Raw genomic sequence first — 15,459 nt, 5'->3', positions numbered from 1 at the left:
TGCCCGACAGAGAGGCCATGACCGACCAGAATTCCGGCCAAAAGTCCGATATGTCCTCCGCCGCCGACGACGCGCGCTACAGACCCATGGTCCTGATCCGGCGCCTGTTCGTCGAGCAGGGCGTCGGGCACTGGCGCAAATACGCCTTTGCCTTCGTCTTCATGGCCGTTGCCGCCGGCTGCACCGCGTTCAGCGCCTATCTGATCGGCAACGTCATCAACGAGACTTATGTCAACCGCAACCTGCCCGGCATCATGGTACTGGGCGCCATCACGGTTGCGCTGTTTGCCCTGAAGGGCATCGCCACCTACGGCCACACCGTGCTGCTGTCGCAAATCGGCAACCGCATCATCGCCGACAATCAGCGCGCGGTGTTTGCCAAGCTGCTGCGCGAGGGCCTCGGCTTCTTCTCCGACCGGCACTCGACCGAATTCATCGCCCGCCTCACCGCCGGCGCCAATGCCGCGACCCAGGTCATCAACCTCCTGGTGATGTCGCTCGGCCGCGATCTGTTGTCGCTGATCGGCCTTGTCACCGTGATGGTGGTGCAGGACCCGGTGCTGTCCTTCTTCTCGTTCTTCGTGGCTCCGCCGGCCTTCCTCGTACTGCGCAAGATGGTGCGCCGCGTCTACAAGATCGGCCGCTCGCAGTTCCAGGGCGGCGCGCGCATCATCGAGACCTTGCAGGAGACGCTGCAGGGCATCCGCATCGTCAAGGCCTTCACGCTCGAGCCGGTCATGCGCAAGCGCTTCGACGACAATGTCGCGCAGGTCGAGCACGAGGCCAACAAGATGGCGCGCGTCGGCGCCCGCGCCTCGCCGCTGATGGAAACGCTGGGCGGCTGCGCCATCGCCATCGCCATCTGCTACGGCGGCTATCGCGTGCTGGAGACCGGCGCCACGCCGGGCCAGTTCTTCTCCTTCATCACCGCGTTCCTGCTCGCCTACGAGCCGGCCAAGCGCCTCGCGCGTCTCAACATCGAACTGAACAGCGCGCTGGTCGGCGTGCGCGTTCTGTTCGAGGTGCTCGATAGCCCGCCGAGCGAGGCGGCCGACGACGACAAGCCGGCGCTCAAGGTCACCGAACGCCGCATCGAGTTCAAGAATGTCGATTTCGCCTATCGCGGCGAGCAGCCGGTGCTGCGCGGCATGTCGTTCGTCGCCGAGCCGGGCAAGCTCACGGCGCTGGTCGGGCCTTCCGGCGGCGGCAAGTCCACCGTGTTCAACTTGCTGATGCGCTTCTACGACGCTCATGACGGCCGCGTCGAAGTCGACGGCCAGGAAGTCACACAGGTGTCGCGCCGTTCGCTCCGCGAGCAGATTGCCTATGTCGGGCAGGAGACCTTCCTGTTCCGCGGTACGGTGCGCGAAAACATCGCCTTCGGCAAACCGGGTGCGACCGAAGACGAGATCATCGCCGCCGCCAAGGGCGCCTATGCGCACGACTTCATCATGGCGTTTCCGGCGGGTTACGAAACGCCCGTCGGCGAACACGGCTTGCAACTATCAGGCGGCCAGCGCCAGCGCATCGCGATCGCCCGCGCCTTCATCAAGAACGCGCCGATCATCCTGCTCGATGAAGCAACCGCCGCGCTCGATTCCGAAAGCGAGCTCGCCGTGCGCGAAGCGATGGATCGCCTGTCCGCGGGACGCACCACGCTCGCCATTGCCCACCGCCTGCACACCATCTCCCATGCCGACCGCATCTTCGTGATCGAAGGAGGCCATGCGAGCGAATCCGGCCGACACGACGACTTGCTGGCCCAAGGCGGCCGCTATGCCACGTTCTACCGGCTGCAGCTGAAGGATCAGGAACAGCCGGCGCCGGCCGCTGCCGCAACCGGCTGACAGGTTTGCTGGCTCTGCGTCTTGTTCGTCTGCCTCGAATGCGTTAACCGGAAAGCTGGGCGCTCCGCCCGGTTTTCGCTACAAACAACGTTACAGGCAGGTTCTCATGAGCGCGGACTACGTTATTCCAGCGCCGCCGCAGCCCGTCATCGCGGTTGCCGGCTCGTCCAAGGTGTATCCGGTGCGCCGCATCTGGTGCGTCGGCCGCAACTACATCGAGCACATTCGTGAGATGGGCCAGGACGAGCGCCTGCCGCCGTTCTATTTTGCCAAGCCCGCCGACGCCATTGTGGCCGACGGCAGTACCGTGCCCTACCCGTCGCTGACCAAGGACATGCATCACGAGGTCGAACTCGTCGTCGCGCTCAAGTCGGGCGGCCGCAACATTCCGGTCGGACAAGCCAATGACTGCGTCTACGGCTATGCCGTCGGCATCGACCTCACCCGTCGCGACCTGCAGATCGCCTCACGCGATTTGAAGCGGCCGTGGGAGATCGGCAAGGCCTTCGACCACTCGGCCCCTTGCGGCGCCATCAAGCCGGCCGCCGAAATCGGGCACCCGAAGGACGCGCGCATTGCCCTGTCCTGCAACGGCCAGATCCGTCAGGACGGCAACCTCAATCAGATGATCTGGAATGTCCCGGAAATCATCGCCGATCTGTCGAAGATGGTCGAACTGGCGCCCGGCGACATCATCATGACCGGCACGCCGGCCGGCGTCGCCGCCACCGTGGCCGGCGACAAGCTCGAATGCAGCGTCGAAGGTGTGGGTACCTGTACCGTGACGATCGGCCAGCCCTTGAAATAGGCCGAATATCGGGGATTCGCAGAGAGCCCGAATCAGCTAGGACTGAACAGCCGGCGGAACCGCCGGCTGTTTGCGTTGTTAACCAATCCCTAACGTCCGAGCCGCACACTGGGAATGCCGGTTCCAGACTGTGGTTTGACAGCGCACAGGACTACACGATGGGTCAAGCTCTGCTCACGTCCCGCTCCGCCAATCCCGCCGCCGACGCGGTCTGGATGGCCGAAACGGTGATGCAATTTTCTCCGGCCACCGATTCCGAAGCGCTCAAGCTTCTCCGCGCCAGCTTTCCGGATTGCCCACTCAGCCTGCGGGTCGCCGCGCTCAATCTGCTGATGCGGCAGAGCCGCCGGCCGGTCGGACTGCCGCGCTAACAACCTTCACCCGCGAACGCGGGTGATGGGGCGTGACAGAACAAGAACGCCGCTTCAATCAAGTCGAAGCGCTAAATGCCCAGATAGGCCTGCCGGACGCGGTCGTCGCCGAGCATCTCCTCGCCCGAGCCCGACAATGTAACGCGGCCATTCTCAAGCACGTAAGCGTGGCTCGCCAGCTTCAACGATACCGCCACGTTCTGCTCAACCAGCACACAGGTGATGCCCTCGCGGTTGAGATCCCGTACCGTCGCCAGCACCTGCTGCACGATCGCCGGCGCGAGACCAAGCGACGGTTCATCGAACATGATCAGTTCCGGCTCGCCCATCAGGCAGCGGCCAATGGCGACCATCTGCTGCTCACCGCCTGACAAGGTGCCGGCAGCCTGGGCGCGACGTTCGGCGAGGCGCGGAAACATCGCATAGACCCGGTCGAGGTTACGATCGCGGTTTGCCCTGGCGCGCGGGATCATCGCCCCCATCGCCAAATTCTCGGCAATGGTGAGCGACGGGAATACCTGGCGGCCTTCGGCAACCTGCCCGATACCGAGATTGCAGACCTTGTAGCTCGGCAGCCCGGCGATGTTGTCGCCGCGATAGAGAATGCGTCCGCGCGTCGGCCGGTTGATGCCGGCGATAGCACGGATCAGCGACGTTTTGCCGGCACCGTTGGCGCCGACGATAGCAACGATCGCGCGCTCGGGAATTTCCAGCGTGACGCCGTCGAGTGCCTGGGCATCACCGTAGTGGACATCGAGATTTTCGACGAGGAGCATGTCAGACCGCCTCCGCGCCGAGATAGGAGTCGATCACGGCCTTATCGCGCACCACATCGACCGGCGCGCCTTCGGCAATGTTGGCGCCGTGATGCAGCACGACAATGTGCTGCGCCAGCGCCATCACCGCGCGCATGACGTGCTCAATCAAGAGGATGGTCAGGCCGCTGTCGCGATTGAGTTCTTTGAGAATGGCAACAATGCGGTCGGTTTCGGTGGGGCGCAGACCCGCCATCACCTCGTCCAGCAGCAGCAGCTTCGGATCGGTCGCAAGCGCACGGGCCACTTCAAGCCGCTTGCGGTCCGGCAAGGTCATTGACGAGGCACGCTGCGCACGCTTGTCGTAGAGGTCGAGCCGGCGCATCACATCATGCGCGTGAGCGCGCGCTGCCGATACGTCCTTCCGCTTCATCAGCGCACCGACGACGACATTCTCCTCGACCGTGAGCGCAGGGAACGGCCGCACGATCTGAAAGGTGCGGCCAATGCCGCGCTGGGCCACCTGATTGGGCAGCAGGCCATCGATCCGTTCGCCGGCAAAGGTAATGTCGCCTCCGTCCGGCGCGAACACGCCGGCGATCATGTTGAACAAGGTCGTCTTGCCGGCCCCGTTAGGGCCGATCACGGCGTAGATGCCACCCTGCGGCACCTCGAAGCTGACCTTGTCGACGGCAAGCAGACCACGGAATCGTTTGCTGACGCCTTCCACTTTCAGGAGCGGGCTCATGACTGGCGCTCCGTCAGACCGAGCCGGCGCTTGACCCAGGGCCAGACGCCGTCAGGCAACGCCATGATCACGAACAGAAGACAAATACCGTAGAACACCTGCTTTGCACCGGGCACATCGACGCCGATCGCATGCAGGCCCTCGGTCAAAGCCTCGGCAAGGCCGGTGAGAAGGAAGGCGCCCAAGATCGGGCCGAACAAGGTGCCGACGCCGCCGACGATGGGGCCAAGGATAATCTCAATCGAACGCGAGATGTGGAAGACCTGCTCGGGAAACAGGTTGTTATAGTAGAAGGCGTAGACCACGCCGGCAAAAGACGTCATGCCGGCCGAGATCACGACCGCGATCATCTTGTAGCGGAAGGTGTCGATGCCGGCGGCGCGCGCGGCTTCCTCGTCTTCGCGGATCGCCAGCCAGAAATAACCGATGCGGCTTTGCAGCAGCATGCGGCAACCGATGAAGGCCGCAATCGTGGCCACCAGCAGGATGTAATAGAACATCACCGGCTCACCACGGAGCGTCCACAGATTGTTGCCGGAATACTGCTTCACCGGCAGGAACAGGCCGGACGAACCTGCCGTGAAAGGCAGATGGTCGAAACCCACACGAGCGAATTCAGCAAAAGCGATGGTCAGGATGGCGAAATAAACGCCGCCGACCTTGAAGCGGAAGGCGAGGAAGCCAATGAAGGCGCCAACCGCGCCGGCAATCGGAACTCCAACGACAAGCCCGATCCAGGGGGCAATGCCGTAATGCACGAACAGCGACGCCGCCGCATAGGCGCCAAGGCCGACATACAGGGTATGGCCGAGCGACAGCTGGCCGGCAAAGCCCATCATGATGTTCCAGGCCTGGCCGGTATAGGCGAAGTAGAAAATCAGGATGAGAATGGTCAGCAGATAATCGCTGGCGAACAGCGGCGCGAAGATCGCGAAAACCAGCAACAATCCAAGCAGGATGAGCGCGCGCGCCGGCACGCCGTCGAAGAGGCGTGCGATCATGTGGCCCTCCTGCCCAAGATACCTTGCGGACGAAAGAGCAGCACAAGAACCAGAATGCCGAAAGCAAACATGCTTTTCGCCGATGGCGCGAACAACAGGCCGGCCATGGCTTCGGTCAGGCCGATCATCACACCACCAAGCAGCGCGCCCGGCATCGAGCCGAGGCCGCCGGTGATGACGATGACGAAAGCGAGCAGCGTATAAGCCGGTCCGAGCGCCGGCGTAACGTCGACGATCAGCACCAACATTACGCCGGCCGCGCCGACGCAGGCTGCGCCGAGACCGAAGGTAAGTGCATAAAGGTGCTTGACGTCGAGACCGACCACCAGTGCGCCGGTGTAATTGTCGGCGCAGGCGCGGATCGCAGTGCCGAGCGTGGTGTAGCGAAAAAAGCAGAACAGCGCTGTCGCCACCACCAACGCGGCGAACGCAGCATAGGTTTTGGTCGCATCCACGATCAGCGGACCGATCTGATAGCTGTCATAGGCGTAGGACACCTGCACGTTCTGCGCATCCGGGCCGAACAGGATGAGCAGGACGTTCACCATGATGATCGCGACAGCCACCAGCAGCAGGAACTGGCTATGCTCGGGCCGCGTGATGAAGGGATTGATCAGGCTCTTCTGCAGCAAGTAACCGAAAGCGAACAGTACCGTCGCGATCGGCACCAGCATGACCAGCGGGTCGAGACCTAAAGCCGAAAACAAGGTCACCGCCATGTACATGGCAACGGTCATCATTTCGCCGTGGGCGAAATTGACGACCCGCACAACGCCGAAGATGACCGACAGGCCGAGCGCCATGAGCCCGTATACGAGTCCGGTCAGAATGCCGGCGACGGCAACGTTGAGATAGATGTCTAGGGGCACCAATCCGTTTCCTGAAATCCGAGACGCGCGTTGCCTACTCCGTCATGCCGGCTTTATGCCGGGCATCCACGGCTTTGTTGTCAATGGTCGACGAGCAAGACGTGGATGGCCGGGACCAGCCCGGCCATCACGGTCTTTGTAACGGTCGGCCCGCCTGCCTTAACCGCGCTTGTCGTAAGGCTTCATCGGCACTTCGGGCTTGGCATTGGCCGCGACCTTCGGCGCCACAGTGACGAGCTTGCCGCCGCGATTCTGAATCGCGCTGTTGAGCAGCTTGTCGTTCTGGCCCTTGGCGTCGAACTGGATGCCGGGGCCCGGGCTGACGTTGTTGGTGATGTTGGTCTTGCGGATCGCTTCGGCGAGCGCGTTCGGATCGGCGGAGCCGGCCCGCTTGTAGGCGTCGGCCGCCACCAGCAGCGCCTCGAAGGAATAGACGTGGTTGGTGTTGAGGTTGACGCCAGGATGCGCCTTGGCGAGCGCAGCCTCCAGCTTCTTGCTGAGCGGCTTGTTCGGATCGTACCACGGCACGAAGCTGAGCGGGCCGTCCGAGAGCTTGCCCAGCGTCTTGAGGTACTGATCCTCGTACCAGCCGGGGCCCATGCTGAGCACGGCCATCGGCGACCAGCGCTGCTTGACCATTTCGCGGGTCAGCAGGATGGCGTCGTTGAGGCGGCTGACCACAATGATGGCTTCGGCCTTGGTTGCCTTGGCCTTGGAGATTTCGACCGACAGGTCGCGTGCCGCCGGGTCGTACGAGATCGTCTCGAGGATCTGGTACGGCATATCGAATTTCGGCATCAGACCGGGAATCGCCTTCGACATCGCGGTACCGAAGGTATCGTTGACGTGCAGGAACACGGCCGTCTTCGGCGCCGCGCCGGTCGCCGCGAAGATTTCCTTCTGATTGATGAAGGCATCGCGCAGGATCATCGGCGCGGTCGGGAAGTTGCGGAACACGAACTTGTAGCCCTGCTCGGTGATCGGCGGGGCGGCCGCAATGTTGATGATGTAGGGAATGCCCTTCTGTTCGGCGACCTGGGCGATCGCGGTGCTCTGACCGCTATCGAAGGCGCCCATCAAAACCTGCGCGCCTTCGCTGATCAGCTTTTCAGCGCGCGAACGGGCGACATCAACGTTGGTCTCTGTGTCGGCATTCATGAACTGGAGCTGCGGCAGGCCGAGCTCCTTGAGCAGGCCCGCCGTGACGTCAACGCCGCGCTGACAATCCTGGCCGATGCCGGCCTGATAACCCGAGCGCGGCAGCAGCACACCCACCTTCAGGGCTGCGCCCTGAGCACGCACGATGTTGAACGGCGCAACGCCCGCCGTAATGCCGAGCGCGCCAAGACCGGCCGCCACGGTGCGGCGCGACACGTTGGCCGCACCCGATTTCGAGTTCTTGGTCATGGTATTCCTCCCCTGGCCGCGACAGCGGCTCGATCGTTCGATGATGGCGGGTTTTGCCCCGCTTCCACAAGTACATGAAAGCGTCCCGGGCCGGCCCTGGGGCCGGCACAAGGCCGCTTGCCGAATTGCGACATATTGTTGACTGGGACAACAATTCCCGTCAACAACATTGTCGGCCCAGCGCACCATCAGAACGACGCGGGCCATGAGGGAGCAAGGCATGCCGGCAAAGCCTGCCCGGGTAAAGAAAGTCGCCGCATCGCCCCTGCCCGCCACCGCGAAAGTGGCCAAGGCCAAAGCGGCCATGGCTCAATCAGCCACGGCAAAAGCAGGAAGCCGGGCGAGAGCCAAACCCATGACCAAGTCCGCGACCCCTCGCCGCAGCCCGCCGATGGTGAGCGATATCGGACCGCTCAAGGGCCACCTCGGCTATTTCGTGCGGCGCCTGCAAATCTGGGTGTTCCAGGACTTCATCCGCACCCTGGCGGCGATCGAAATCAGTCCGGCGCAATTCTCGGTGCTCGCCGTGATCCACGCCAATGAAGGTCTGTCGCAGATCGAACTCGGCAACACCCTCGGCATCGAGCGCGCGCGCCTGGTGCGACTGCTCAACCGCCTCGAACGTCGCGGCCTGCTCGAGCGCCTGCCCTCCAATGGCGACGGTCGCCGCCATGCCTTACGGTTGACGGCGGGGGGGCAAGCGACATTCAAGCAGGCCCGAAACCTGGCCGACCGTCATGAATCCGGCCTGCTCGCCAAACTCGGCGAAGCGCGCTACCGCGCGCTGATGGACGCGTTGCGGCCTTAAGAGAACAGCCTCTCGACCGCGGCCGCGATGCGCAGCAACTGGCGGTCATGACCGTTGCGGGCAAGCAGCATCAGGCCGACCGGCAAGTGACCGTCGCGCGGCAGCGGCAGCGACACGCCGCACAAATCGAAGAAATTGCCGATCGTGGTGTTGCGCAGCAGCATGGCATTGCGCTGCATGAAGGCCTTCGGCTCGGCAATGTCATCGAAACGCGGCGCGACGATCGCCGTCGCGGGCAGAACCAGCACATCGATATCGCGCAGACGCTCATCCATCGCCGCGATCAGCCCATGGCGCGTGCGCACGGCGTTGACGTAGTCATGCGCGGCAATATCGGCGCCCTTGGACAGGCGGCCGGCGACAATCGGATCGACATCGGCGCTGCGCGCCTTCATGCGCTCGCTGTGGACCGAAAAGGCCTCGGCGACCAGAATGCTGGTGCGCGACTGCAGCGCGATCATGTCGTCGAACTGCGGCAACTTCTCGTAAGTAAGATGTACGCCGGCCTTCTCCAACCGGTCCAGCGCCTCGGGAAATCGGCGCCCGACGGTGTCGTCGAGATTTTCCAGCGGCAATCCTTGCGCGACGCCGAAGCGCAAACCGGCAAGCGGCGCGGCATCGAGCGTCCACGGATCGTCCCCGGCAAGCACGGCATCGGCCTCGGCGCATTGCGCCACCGACTTCGCCAGCGGGCCGATCGAGTCGAGCGAGTAGGACAAGGGAAAGGCGCCGACAGTCGACACGCGCTGCCGCGACGGCTTGAAGCCGACGATGCCGCACAGCGACGCGGGGATGCGCACCGAACCGCCGGTGTCGCTGCCGACCCCGATCTCGCACATGCCGTCGCCCACCGCGACGCCGGCGCCGGCGGACGAGCCGCCCGGCACGCGGGCGCGGTCGGCCGGATTACCCGGCGTGCCGTAATGCGGATTGGCGCCGACGCCGGTGAAGGCGAATTCCGACATGTTGGTCTTGCCGACGATGACGGCGCCTGCGGCGCGCAGCCGCTGCACGACGACCGCATCACGCTCGGCAACATGTCCCTCGTCGGCCAGCACTTTCGAACCGGCACGGGTCACGTCGCCGGCGACATCGAACAGATCCTTCACGGTGACGATGGCGCCATCGAGTGGTCCCAGCAGCGTGCCGGTACGGGCGCGCGCATCGCTCGCCTCCGCCGCGGCCTGAGAGGCTTCGCGATAGACCGTGAGGACGGCCTTCGCGCCCTCCCCTTGCGGATTGTCGATGCGTTCGAGAGCAGCGGAGAGGCGCTCGTGCGCCGAGGGTCGTGTCATGGAACCAACTTTCAGAGGCAACGTTATTTAAACGGACTTCAGGACAACCAAGTGTGGAGGCTAACGATGCGCAAGGCAATTCTCTGCGCCGCGACTTTGGCTGCCCTTGCAACCATGCCGGTTGGCGCGGGCGCCCAGAACGCCGTCGGCGGCGCGATTGTTGGCGCCGGCGCGGGTGCCGTGATCGGCGGCGCGGTAACCGGCAGGGCCGAAGGTGCCGCAGTCGGCGCGATCATTGGCGGCACGACCGGTGCCGCGGTCGGCGCCAATGCCGACGAACGTCGCTATCGCCACCGTGACCGCCGCGTGTGCTGGCACGATGACTGGGGCCGCCGCCACTGCCGCTATCGCTAGCAGACGTCAGGACGATGCATCACGAAGCGAGGCGCGACTGGCGCCTCGCTTTTTTTTCTCAAGCCCTCTTTATGCGGCGAGCCCGCCTTTTTCCTCGATGAATTTAACCACCGCAGCGACGTCCTTGCCCTCGCGCATATTGGTCATGACGAAGGGCCGCTGGCCGCGCATCTTCCTGGCGTCGCGCTCCATGACGTCGAGCGAAGCGCCGACATAAGGCGCCAGATCGATCTTGTTGATCACAAGAAGATCGGATCGGGTGATGCCGGGCCCGCCCTTGGACGGAATCTTGTCGCCTGCGGCGACGTCGATGACATAAATGGTGATGTCGGCCAGCTCTGGCGAGAAAGTCGCGGCGAGATTGTCGCCGCCGGATTCAATCAGAATCAGGTCGAGATCGGGAAATTTCGCCCGCATGTCGGCGACAGCGGCGAGATTGATCGAGGCGTCTTCGCGGATCGCGGTGTGCGGGCAGCCACCGGTCTCGACGCCGGCGATGCGGTCCGCCGCAAGCGCGCCGGAGCGCACCAGATATTCGGCGTCCCATTTCGTATAGATGTCGTTGGTGATCGCGGCGATCTGGTACTTGTCGCGCAGCGACTTGCACAACGCGTCCATCAGCGCCGTTTTACCGGAGCCGACCGGACCGCCGACGCCGACGCGCAAAGGACCGTGGGGGCTCTTGGTATTTGTCATGGTCATTTCTCTTGTGGCTTACGAACGGAATAGCCGGGTGTACTGCGTCTCGTGCAGCGCCGACGACAAATCAGCGCGGAAGGCCGACGAGCCGAGATCGTCGAGCGAGGCTTGAACGGAACGTTCCGCGGTGGCGATGATCGCGCCCTCCAGCGCCGCCAGCACATGCAATCCTTGCGTCTGGCCGAGCGGAATGAGGCGTACGCCGGCCGACACCCAGTTGGCCGTCAGCGCATGGAGGTAAGCCGGCAGCCCCTGCTCGACAGCAATGCCGTGACCTGCGGCGGTGACGGCAACCGCGACCGGATAGGCAACCGGGCCGCTCCAGACGGACTTGAGTTTATCGTGCGCCTCGCAGGGCCAGGCCCGCGCGGCCTCGATGAAGGCATTACCCTGTGCCGTGGTTTCAAGGTGACGTTCCTTCGACGGCGCGAAAGCGGCGGCAAGCTCGGCGACATCGTGCAGAGCCTGGTCGTCGTTGCCCAGGACCGCGCGATGAGCTTGTGCGAACAAAATGGCGTCGCAAAAGCCGCCGCCGTCGGCGAGCATCACCGAGAGCCAATCCTTGAGCGTAGCGGCGTCCTTGATGTCGCCGGTTTCGACGGCCCACTCGATGCCGCTGGAATAGGAGAAAGCGCCGACCGGAAATGCGGGCGACAGCCAGGCCATGACGCGGAGGAGATGGCCCGATGACGTGGGCTCTGAACGGATATTTTGTCTCGCGCTTTTCGACAGAGAGCGCTTCCGCACCACATCATCCATGGTCATGCCCATGATGATGCCCGTGGCCATGCCCATGCGGGCTTGCCGGTTCCGGGTCGAATGCCGCCTCAAGCGGCGTCAATTGCGCGCCGAGACCGCGCAACATGTCCTCCAGCACATGATCGCGGCGGATGCGCACCTTGCCCCCGACGATCTGCACGTCGGTGTGACGGTTCCCGAGATGCCAGGCGAGCCGCACGGCCTCGAAGGCATTGGGCGCAGCAATTTCGATGAGCGGCTCGGGCGCACCAGCAATCTCGATGATGGAACCGTCCTCGAGAACGAGGCCATCGCCATCGCGCAAGCTGACGGGCGCGGGAAAGTCGAGCAGCACCTGCGTGCCTTTCTCGCCGGTGAGCACGATGCGACGGCGATGGCGATCGTCCGCATCGAGCACGACACGGTCGCGCGCGGAAGCGCGGTCGTACTCGGTGACGATGGACAGGACACGGTGCATGAGACGAACACTAGCCTGTCATCACCGGGCTTGCCCCGGCCATGACAATGTTGACTGCGGAGCGGAGCGACTCAAAACAGAAAATACCTCTGCGCCATCGGCAGGCTCTCGGCCGGCGGGCAGGTCAGCAGTTCGCCATCCGCCCTCACCTCGTAGGTTTCCGGATCGACCTCGATGTTCGGCGTGGCGTCGTTGAGCACCATGCTCTTCTTGTTGATCTTGCGCGTGTTGTCGATGCCGACGAACTGCTTTTCGCAGCCGAGTTGCTTGCGCAGGTTCGAGCGCGCCGCGGCCTTCGACACGAACACCACGGACGATGCGGTCAGCGACTTGCCATAAGCGCCGAACATCGGCCGGTAGTGTACCGGCTGCGGCGTCGGGATCGAGGCGTTTGGATCGCCCATCGCGGCGGCGACGATGGTGCCGCCCTTGATAACGATGTCCGGCTTGACGCCGAAGAAGGCTGGCGACCAGACCACAAGATCGGCGAGCTTGCCCTTCTCCACCGAGCCGATGTGCTTCGACATGCCCTGCGCAATCGCCGGGTTGATCGTGTATTTGGCGATGTATCGGCGGGCGCGCAGATTGTCATTGTCGCCCTTCTCACCGGGCAACGAACCGCGCTGCTTCTTCATCTTGTCCGCCGTCTGCCAGGTGCGGATGATCACCTCGCCGATGCGGCCCATGGCCTGGCTGTCCGACGACATCATCGACAGCGCGCCGATGTCGTGGAGGATATCCTCCGCCGCGATGGTTTCCTTGCGAATGCGGCTTTCGGCGAAGGCAAGATCTTCCGCGATCGACGGGTCGAGATGGTGGCACACCATCAGCATATCGAGATGCTCGTCGATGGTGTTGCGGGTGAACGGCCGCGTCGGATTGGTCGAGGACGGCAACACGTTCTTGAGGCCCGCGACCTTGATGATGTCCGGCGCATGGCCGCCGCCGGCGCCCTCGGTGTGGAAGGCGTGAATGGTGCGGCCCTTGAAGGCCTTGATGGTGTCCTCGACGAAGCCGGATTCATTGAGTGTGTCGGAGTGCAGCATCACCTGCACGTCGTATTTCTCGGCGACGCTCAGGCAGTTGTCGATCGCGGCAGGCGTCGTGCCCCAGTCTTCGTGCAGCTTCATGGCGCAGGCGCCGGCCTTGATCATCTCTTCCAGCGCCGCAGGACGCGAGGCGTTGCCTTTGGCGGCAATGCCGAGATTGACCGGGAAGGCATCGAAGGACTGCAGCATCCGCCCGATGTGCCAGGGGCCGGGCGTGCAGGTGGTGGCATAGGTGCCGTGCGATGGACCGGTGCCGCCGCCAAGCAAGGTCGTCACGCCGGAATAGAGCGCGTCGTCGATCTGCTGCGGGCAGATGAAATGGATGTGCGAGTCGAAGCCGCCCGCGGTGATGATCTTCCCCTCACCGGCGATCACATCGGTGCCGGGGCCGATCGGGATCGTAACGCCAGGCTGGATGTCGGGATTGCCGGCCTTGCCGATCGAATGAATGCGGCCATCCTTGATGGCAATGTCGGCCTTGACGATGCCCCAGTGATCGAGGATCAGCGCGTTGGTAATGACGGTGTCGACCGCGCCCTGCTTGTTGGTCAGCTGCGACTGGCCCATGCCGTCGCGGATCACCTTGCCGCCGCCGAACTTCACCTCGTCGCCATAGACGGTGTAGTCCTTCTCGACCTCGATGATGAGATCGGTGTCGGCAAGCCGCACCTTGTCGCCGACGGTGGGGCCGAACATGTCGGCATAAGCGCGACGATTGATTTTTACAGCCATTGTTTAATCCCCAGAGTTATCAACCGCCGAATTGAGGCCCTTGCCATGCGCCCGCCAGCGCATACGCTTTGCCTAGGTCATCCCTCTTTGGCTTCGCCGAACAAGGATGGTCGCCATGGCCGGAGCGGGCGTGGAACGTGAGCGCAGCCTAACGGCGGTGTTTGTGGTCCGAGCTTGCCGGCACTGGCTCTCAGTAACTGGGTACCGGTTGGCGCGCTCACGCGTGTAGCCCGGAAGCGGATCCGAGAGCTTGAGACGGGCGGACGACGGTCCGCCCGTTATGGCTTTTGGAAAGCTCACAACTTCCCCATCACATCGCCCCGGAAACCGTAAATTGTCTTCTTGCCGGCAAGCGCGACGAGCGTGACTTCGCGCGTCTGGCCCGGCTCGAAGCGCACCGCCGTGCCGGCAGCGATATCGAGCCGCATCCCACGCGCCTTCTTGCGATCGAACTTCAAGGCTGGGTTGGTTTCGAAGAAGTGGTAGTGCGAGCCGACCTGGATCGGCCGGTCGCCGGAATTGGCAACGGTGAGCGTCACCGTCTTGCGCTTGGCATTGAGCTCGATCTCGCCGTCCTTGATGAACATCTCGCCGGGGATCATCAGAGGACTCCCGCGTAAAGGCCCGCCCCGATCGCCACGCACACCGCGCCGGCGACGCGCACCAGCGGCCGCAGGCTGTTGCGCGCGGCGATCAGCGCGAAAGCAATGCCCGCCGCATGCAGCGCCGCAGTGGCAATGGCGAAGCCCGCCATGTATTCGAGGCCACCCATGTTCTCGCCGACTTCGGCGCCATGCGCATGACCGTGGAACAGCGCAAAGGCACCGATGATCACCGCGCCGACCGCCACCGGCAGATCGACCGCCAGCGCCACCAGAAGCCCCAGCGCGACAACGGAAGCCAGGATCGCCGGCTCGACAAAGGGCAGCGCGACATGAGCCATGCCGAGCGCGCCGCCGACCAGCATCACGCCAACGAACGCCACCGGCCAGGCCCACAAGGCCTTGCCGCCCTTCAGCGCGGCCCACAGGCCGACCGCCACCATGACGGTGATATGGTCGAGACCGGACAACGGATGCGCGACGCCAGCGGCGAAGGATGAGGTTACGCCGTGGCCGACATGGGCCAGCGCCGGCACGATACCGGCGACAAGAACAGCGGCGGTGGAAAGAAGACGCTTCATCGTGTGGGTCCTTTCAACGAATGGGATCATGGACGGTGACCAGCTTGGTGCCGTCCGGGAAGGTCGCTTCGACCTGGATGTCGTGAATCATCTCGGCAATGCCGTCCATGCATTGCGCCCGGGTGACGACATGGGCGCCGTCGCGCATCAGCTCGGCCACGGTGCGGCCGTCGCGCGCGCCTTCCATGATGAAATCGGAAATCAGCGCGATCGCTTCCGGATGGTTGAGCTTGACGCCGCGCTCCAGCCGCTTGCGCGCCACCATCGCGGCAAGCGCGATGAACATCTTGTCTTTTTCCCGGGGCGTCAGATTCATC

The 15,459-nt window shown here is 63.8% G+C and carries 18 protein-coding genes; 5 read left to right on the top strand and 13 right to left on the bottom strand.

What is annotated here, in order from left to right:
* The first annotated feature begins 17 nt into the window (after positions 1-17).
* The 3 genes from DXH78_RS11325 to DXH78_RS11315 all read left to right on the top strand — a co-directional run bounded on the left by DXH78_RS11325 (position 18) and on the right by DXH78_RS11315 (position 3,026).
* Positions 18-1,847 carry an ABC transporter ATP-binding protein gene (locus tag DXH78_RS11325; protein WP_430727484.1) on the top strand — a complete coding sequence of 610 codons (1,830 nt, stop codon included), beginning with the start codon at positions 18-20 and terminating at the stop codon, positions 1,845-1,847.
* Positions 1,848-1,953: 106 nt separating this feature from the next.
* A complete protein-coding gene (locus DXH78_RS11320; protein WP_115517124.1) occupies positions 1,954-2,655 on the top strand; it encodes a fumarylacetoacetate hydrolase family protein in 702 nt (233 codons plus the stop codon).
* Between the two features lie 158 nt (positions 2,656-2,813).
* Positions 2,814-3,026, top strand: a complete 213-nt coding sequence (locus tag DXH78_RS11315) for a hypothetical protein (protein ID WP_115517123.1) — start codon at positions 2,814-2,816, stop codon at positions 3,024-3,026.
* Between the two features lie 71 nt (positions 3,027-3,097).
* On the opposite strand, the gene DXH78_RS11310 is transcribed toward DXH78_RS11315, so the two are convergent.
* From DXH78_RS11310 to DXH78_RS11290, 5 genes are all read right to left on the bottom strand, one after another.
* Positions 3,098-3,802 (bottom strand): ABC transporter ATP-binding protein, encoded by a 705-nt coding sequence (locus tag DXH78_RS11310; RefSeq protein ID WP_115517122.1) that lies wholly within the window; start codon positions 3,800-3,802, stop codon positions 3,098-3,100.
* A 1-nt stretch (position 3,803) separates the two neighbouring features.
* The gene (locus DXH78_RS11305; RefSeq protein ID WP_115517121.1) at positions 3,804-4,529 is read right to left on the bottom strand and encodes an ABC transporter ATP-binding protein; all 726 of its coding nucleotides are present in this window, start codon (positions 4,527-4,529) and stop codon (positions 3,804-3,806) included.
* Positions 4,526-5,530 (bottom strand): branched-chain amino acid ABC transporter permease, encoded by a 1,005-nt coding sequence (locus DXH78_RS11300; protein WP_115517120.1) that lies wholly within the window; start codon positions 5,528-5,530, stop codon positions 4,526-4,528. Before DXH78_RS11300 ends, DXH78_RS11305 begins: the two co-directional genes overlap by 4 nt.
* On the bottom strand, positions 5,527-6,399 hold the full coding sequence (locus tag DXH78_RS11295; protein WP_115517864.1) for a branched-chain amino acid ABC transporter permease: 873 nt from the start codon (positions 6,397-6,399) through the stop codon (positions 5,527-5,529). Before DXH78_RS11295 ends, DXH78_RS11300 begins: the two co-directional genes overlap by 4 nt.
* 159 nt (positions 6,400-6,558) lie before the next feature.
* The gene (locus tag DXH78_RS11290; RefSeq protein WP_115517119.1) at positions 6,559-7,806 is read right to left on the bottom strand and encodes an ABC transporter substrate-binding protein; all 1,248 of its coding nucleotides are present in this window, start codon (positions 7,804-7,806) and stop codon (positions 6,559-6,561) included.
* A gap of 355 nt (positions 7,807-8,161) precedes the next feature.
* Here DXH78_RS11290 and DXH78_RS11285 point away from each other — a divergent pair, with 355 nt between their 5' ends.
* Complete coding sequence (locus DXH78_RS11285) at positions 8,162-8,614, top strand: MarR family winged helix-turn-helix transcriptional regulator (protein ID WP_115517118.1); 453 nt, start codon at positions 8,162-8,164, stop codon at positions 8,612-8,614.
* On the opposite strand, the gene DXH78_RS11280 is transcribed toward DXH78_RS11285, so the two are convergent.
* A complete protein-coding gene (locus DXH78_RS11280; RefSeq protein ID WP_115517117.1) occupies positions 8,611-9,909 on the bottom strand; it encodes an amidase in 1,299 nt (432 codons plus the stop codon). The two genes, DXH78_RS11285 and DXH78_RS11280, sit on opposite strands and share 4 nt — an antisense overlap.
* A 66-nt stretch (positions 9,910-9,975) precedes the next feature.
* Between DXH78_RS11280 and DXH78_RS11275 the strand changes: the two genes are divergently transcribed.
* Positions 9,976-10,263 carry a glycine zipper domain-containing protein gene (locus DXH78_RS11275; protein ID WP_115517116.1) on the top strand — a complete coding sequence of 96 codons (288 nt, stop codon included), beginning with the start codon at positions 9,976-9,978 and terminating at the stop codon, positions 10,261-10,263.
* 69 nt (positions 10,264-10,332) lie between these two features.
* Here the strand turns inward: DXH78_RS11275 and ureG are convergent, their stop codons facing one another.
* The 7 genes from ureG to DXH78_RS11240 all read right to left on the bottom strand — a co-directional run bounded on the left by ureG (position 10,333) and on the right by DXH78_RS11240 (position 15,458).
* Positions 10,333-10,959 carry an urease accessory protein UreG gene (gene ureG, locus DXH78_RS11270; RefSeq protein WP_115517863.1) on the bottom strand — a complete coding sequence of 209 codons (627 nt, stop codon included), beginning with the start codon at positions 10,957-10,959 and terminating at the stop codon, positions 10,333-10,335.
* A gap of 18 nt (positions 10,960-10,977) precedes the next feature.
* The gene (locus tag DXH78_RS11265; protein ID WP_430727495.1) at positions 10,978-11,628 is read right to left on the bottom strand and encodes an urease accessory protein UreF; all 651 of its coding nucleotides are present in this window, start codon (positions 11,626-11,628) and stop codon (positions 10,978-10,980) included.
* An 85-nt stretch (positions 11,629-11,713) separates the two neighbouring features.
* Entirely contained in the window at positions 11,714-12,178 is a 465-nt protein-coding gene (locus DXH78_RS11260) for an urease accessory protein UreE (protein WP_115517115.1), read from the bottom strand.
* Positions 12,179-12,249: 71 nt separating this feature from the next.
* Positions 12,250-13,959, bottom strand: coding sequence for an urease subunit alpha (ureC, locus tag DXH78_RS11255; protein WP_115517114.1), 1,710 nt, complete (start codon positions 13,957-13,959; stop codon positions 12,250-12,252).
* A gap of 296 nt (positions 13,960-14,255) precedes the next feature.
* Positions 14,256-14,561: an urease subunit beta gene (locus tag DXH78_RS11250; RefSeq protein WP_115517113.1), complete on the bottom strand. Its 306-nt coding sequence runs from the start codon at positions 14,559-14,561 to the stop codon at positions 14,256-14,258.
* On the bottom strand, positions 14,561-15,142 hold the full coding sequence (locus tag DXH78_RS11245) for a HupE/UreJ family protein (protein ID WP_115517112.1): 582 nt from the start codon (positions 15,140-15,142) through the stop codon (positions 14,561-14,563). Before DXH78_RS11245 ends, DXH78_RS11250 begins: the two co-directional genes overlap by 1 nt.
* Positions 15,143-15,155: 13 nt before the next feature.
* Complete coding sequence (locus tag DXH78_RS11240) at positions 15,156-15,458, bottom strand: urease subunit gamma (RefSeq protein WP_115517111.1); 303 nt, start codon at positions 15,456-15,458, stop codon at positions 15,156-15,158.
* Position 15,459 lies beyond the last annotated feature (1 nt).

Source organism: Undibacter mobilis (genome assembly GCF_003367195.1).
Classification (GTDB): Bacteria; Pseudomonadota; Alphaproteobacteria; order Rhizobiales; family Xanthobacteraceae; genus Pseudolabrys; species Pseudolabrys mobilis.
The sequence above is the reverse complement of the archived record's forward strand: the minus strand, read 5'-3'. Positions and strand labels throughout refer to the sequence as shown.

Bases quoted from the DNA above. Each gene is read 5' to 3' on its own strand.
- DXH78_RS11325 (WP_430727484.1), top strand. From the start codon at position 18: ATGACCGACCAGAATTCCGGCCAAAAGTCCGATATGTCCTCCGCCGCC.
- DXH78_RS11320 (WP_115517124.1), top strand. From the start codon at position 1,954: ATGAGCGCGGACTACGTTATTCCAGCGCCGCCGCAGCCCGTCATCGCG.
- DXH78_RS11315 (WP_115517123.1), top strand. From the start codon at position 2,814: ATGGGTCAAGCTCTGCTCACGTCCCGCTCCGCCAATCCCGCCGCCGAC.
- DXH78_RS11310 (WP_115517122.1), bottom strand. From the start codon at position 3,802: ATGCTCCTCGTCGAAAATCTCGATGTCCACTACGGTGATGCCCAGGCA.
- DXH78_RS11305 (WP_115517121.1), bottom strand. From the start codon at position 4,529: ATGAGCCCGCTCCTGAAAGTGGAAGGCGTCAGCAAACGATTCCGTGGT.
- DXH78_RS11300 (WP_115517120.1), bottom strand. From the start codon at position 5,530: ATGATCGCACGCCTCTTCGACGGCGTGCCGGCGCGCGCGCTCATCCTG.
- DXH78_RS11290 (WP_115517119.1), bottom strand. From the start codon at position 7,806: ATGACCAAGAACTCGAAATCGGGTGCGGCCAACGTGTCGCGCCGCACC.
- DXH78_RS11285 (WP_115517118.1), top strand. From the start codon at position 8,162: ATGACCAAGTCCGCGACCCCTCGCCGCAGCCCGCCGATGGTGAGCGAT.
- DXH78_RS11280 (WP_115517117.1), bottom strand. From the start codon at position 9,909: ATGACACGACCCTCGGCGCACGAGCGCCTCTCCGCTGCTCTCGAACGC.
- DXH78_RS11275 (WP_115517116.1), top strand. From the start codon at position 9,976: ATGCGCAAGGCAATTCTCTGCGCCGCGACTTTGGCTGCCCTTGCAACC.
- ureG (WP_115517863.1), bottom strand. From the start codon at position 10,959: ATGACAAATACCAAGAGCCCCCACGGTCCTTTGCGCGTCGGCGTCGGC.
- DXH78_RS11265 (WP_430727495.1), bottom strand. From the start codon at position 11,628: ATGGCCTGGCTGTCGCCCGCATTTCCGGTCGGCGCTTTCTCCTATTCC.
- DXH78_RS11260 (WP_115517115.1), bottom strand. From the start codon at position 12,178: ATGCACCGTGTCCTGTCCATCGTCACCGAGTACGACCGCGCTTCCGCG.
- ureC (WP_115517114.1), bottom strand. From the start codon at position 13,959: ATGGCTGTAAAAATCAATCGTCGCGCTTATGCCGACATGTTCGGCCCC.
- DXH78_RS11250 (WP_115517113.1), bottom strand. From the start codon at position 14,561: ATGATCCCCGGCGAGATGTTCATCAAGGACGGCGAGATCGAGCTCAAT.
- DXH78_RS11245 (WP_115517112.1), bottom strand. From the start codon at position 15,142: ATGAAGCGTCTTCTTTCCACCGCCGCTGTTCTTGTCGCCGGTATCGTG.
- DXH78_RS11240 (WP_115517111.1), bottom strand. From the start codon at position 15,458: ATGAATCTGACGCCCCGGGAAAAAGACAAGATGTTCATCGCGCTTGCC.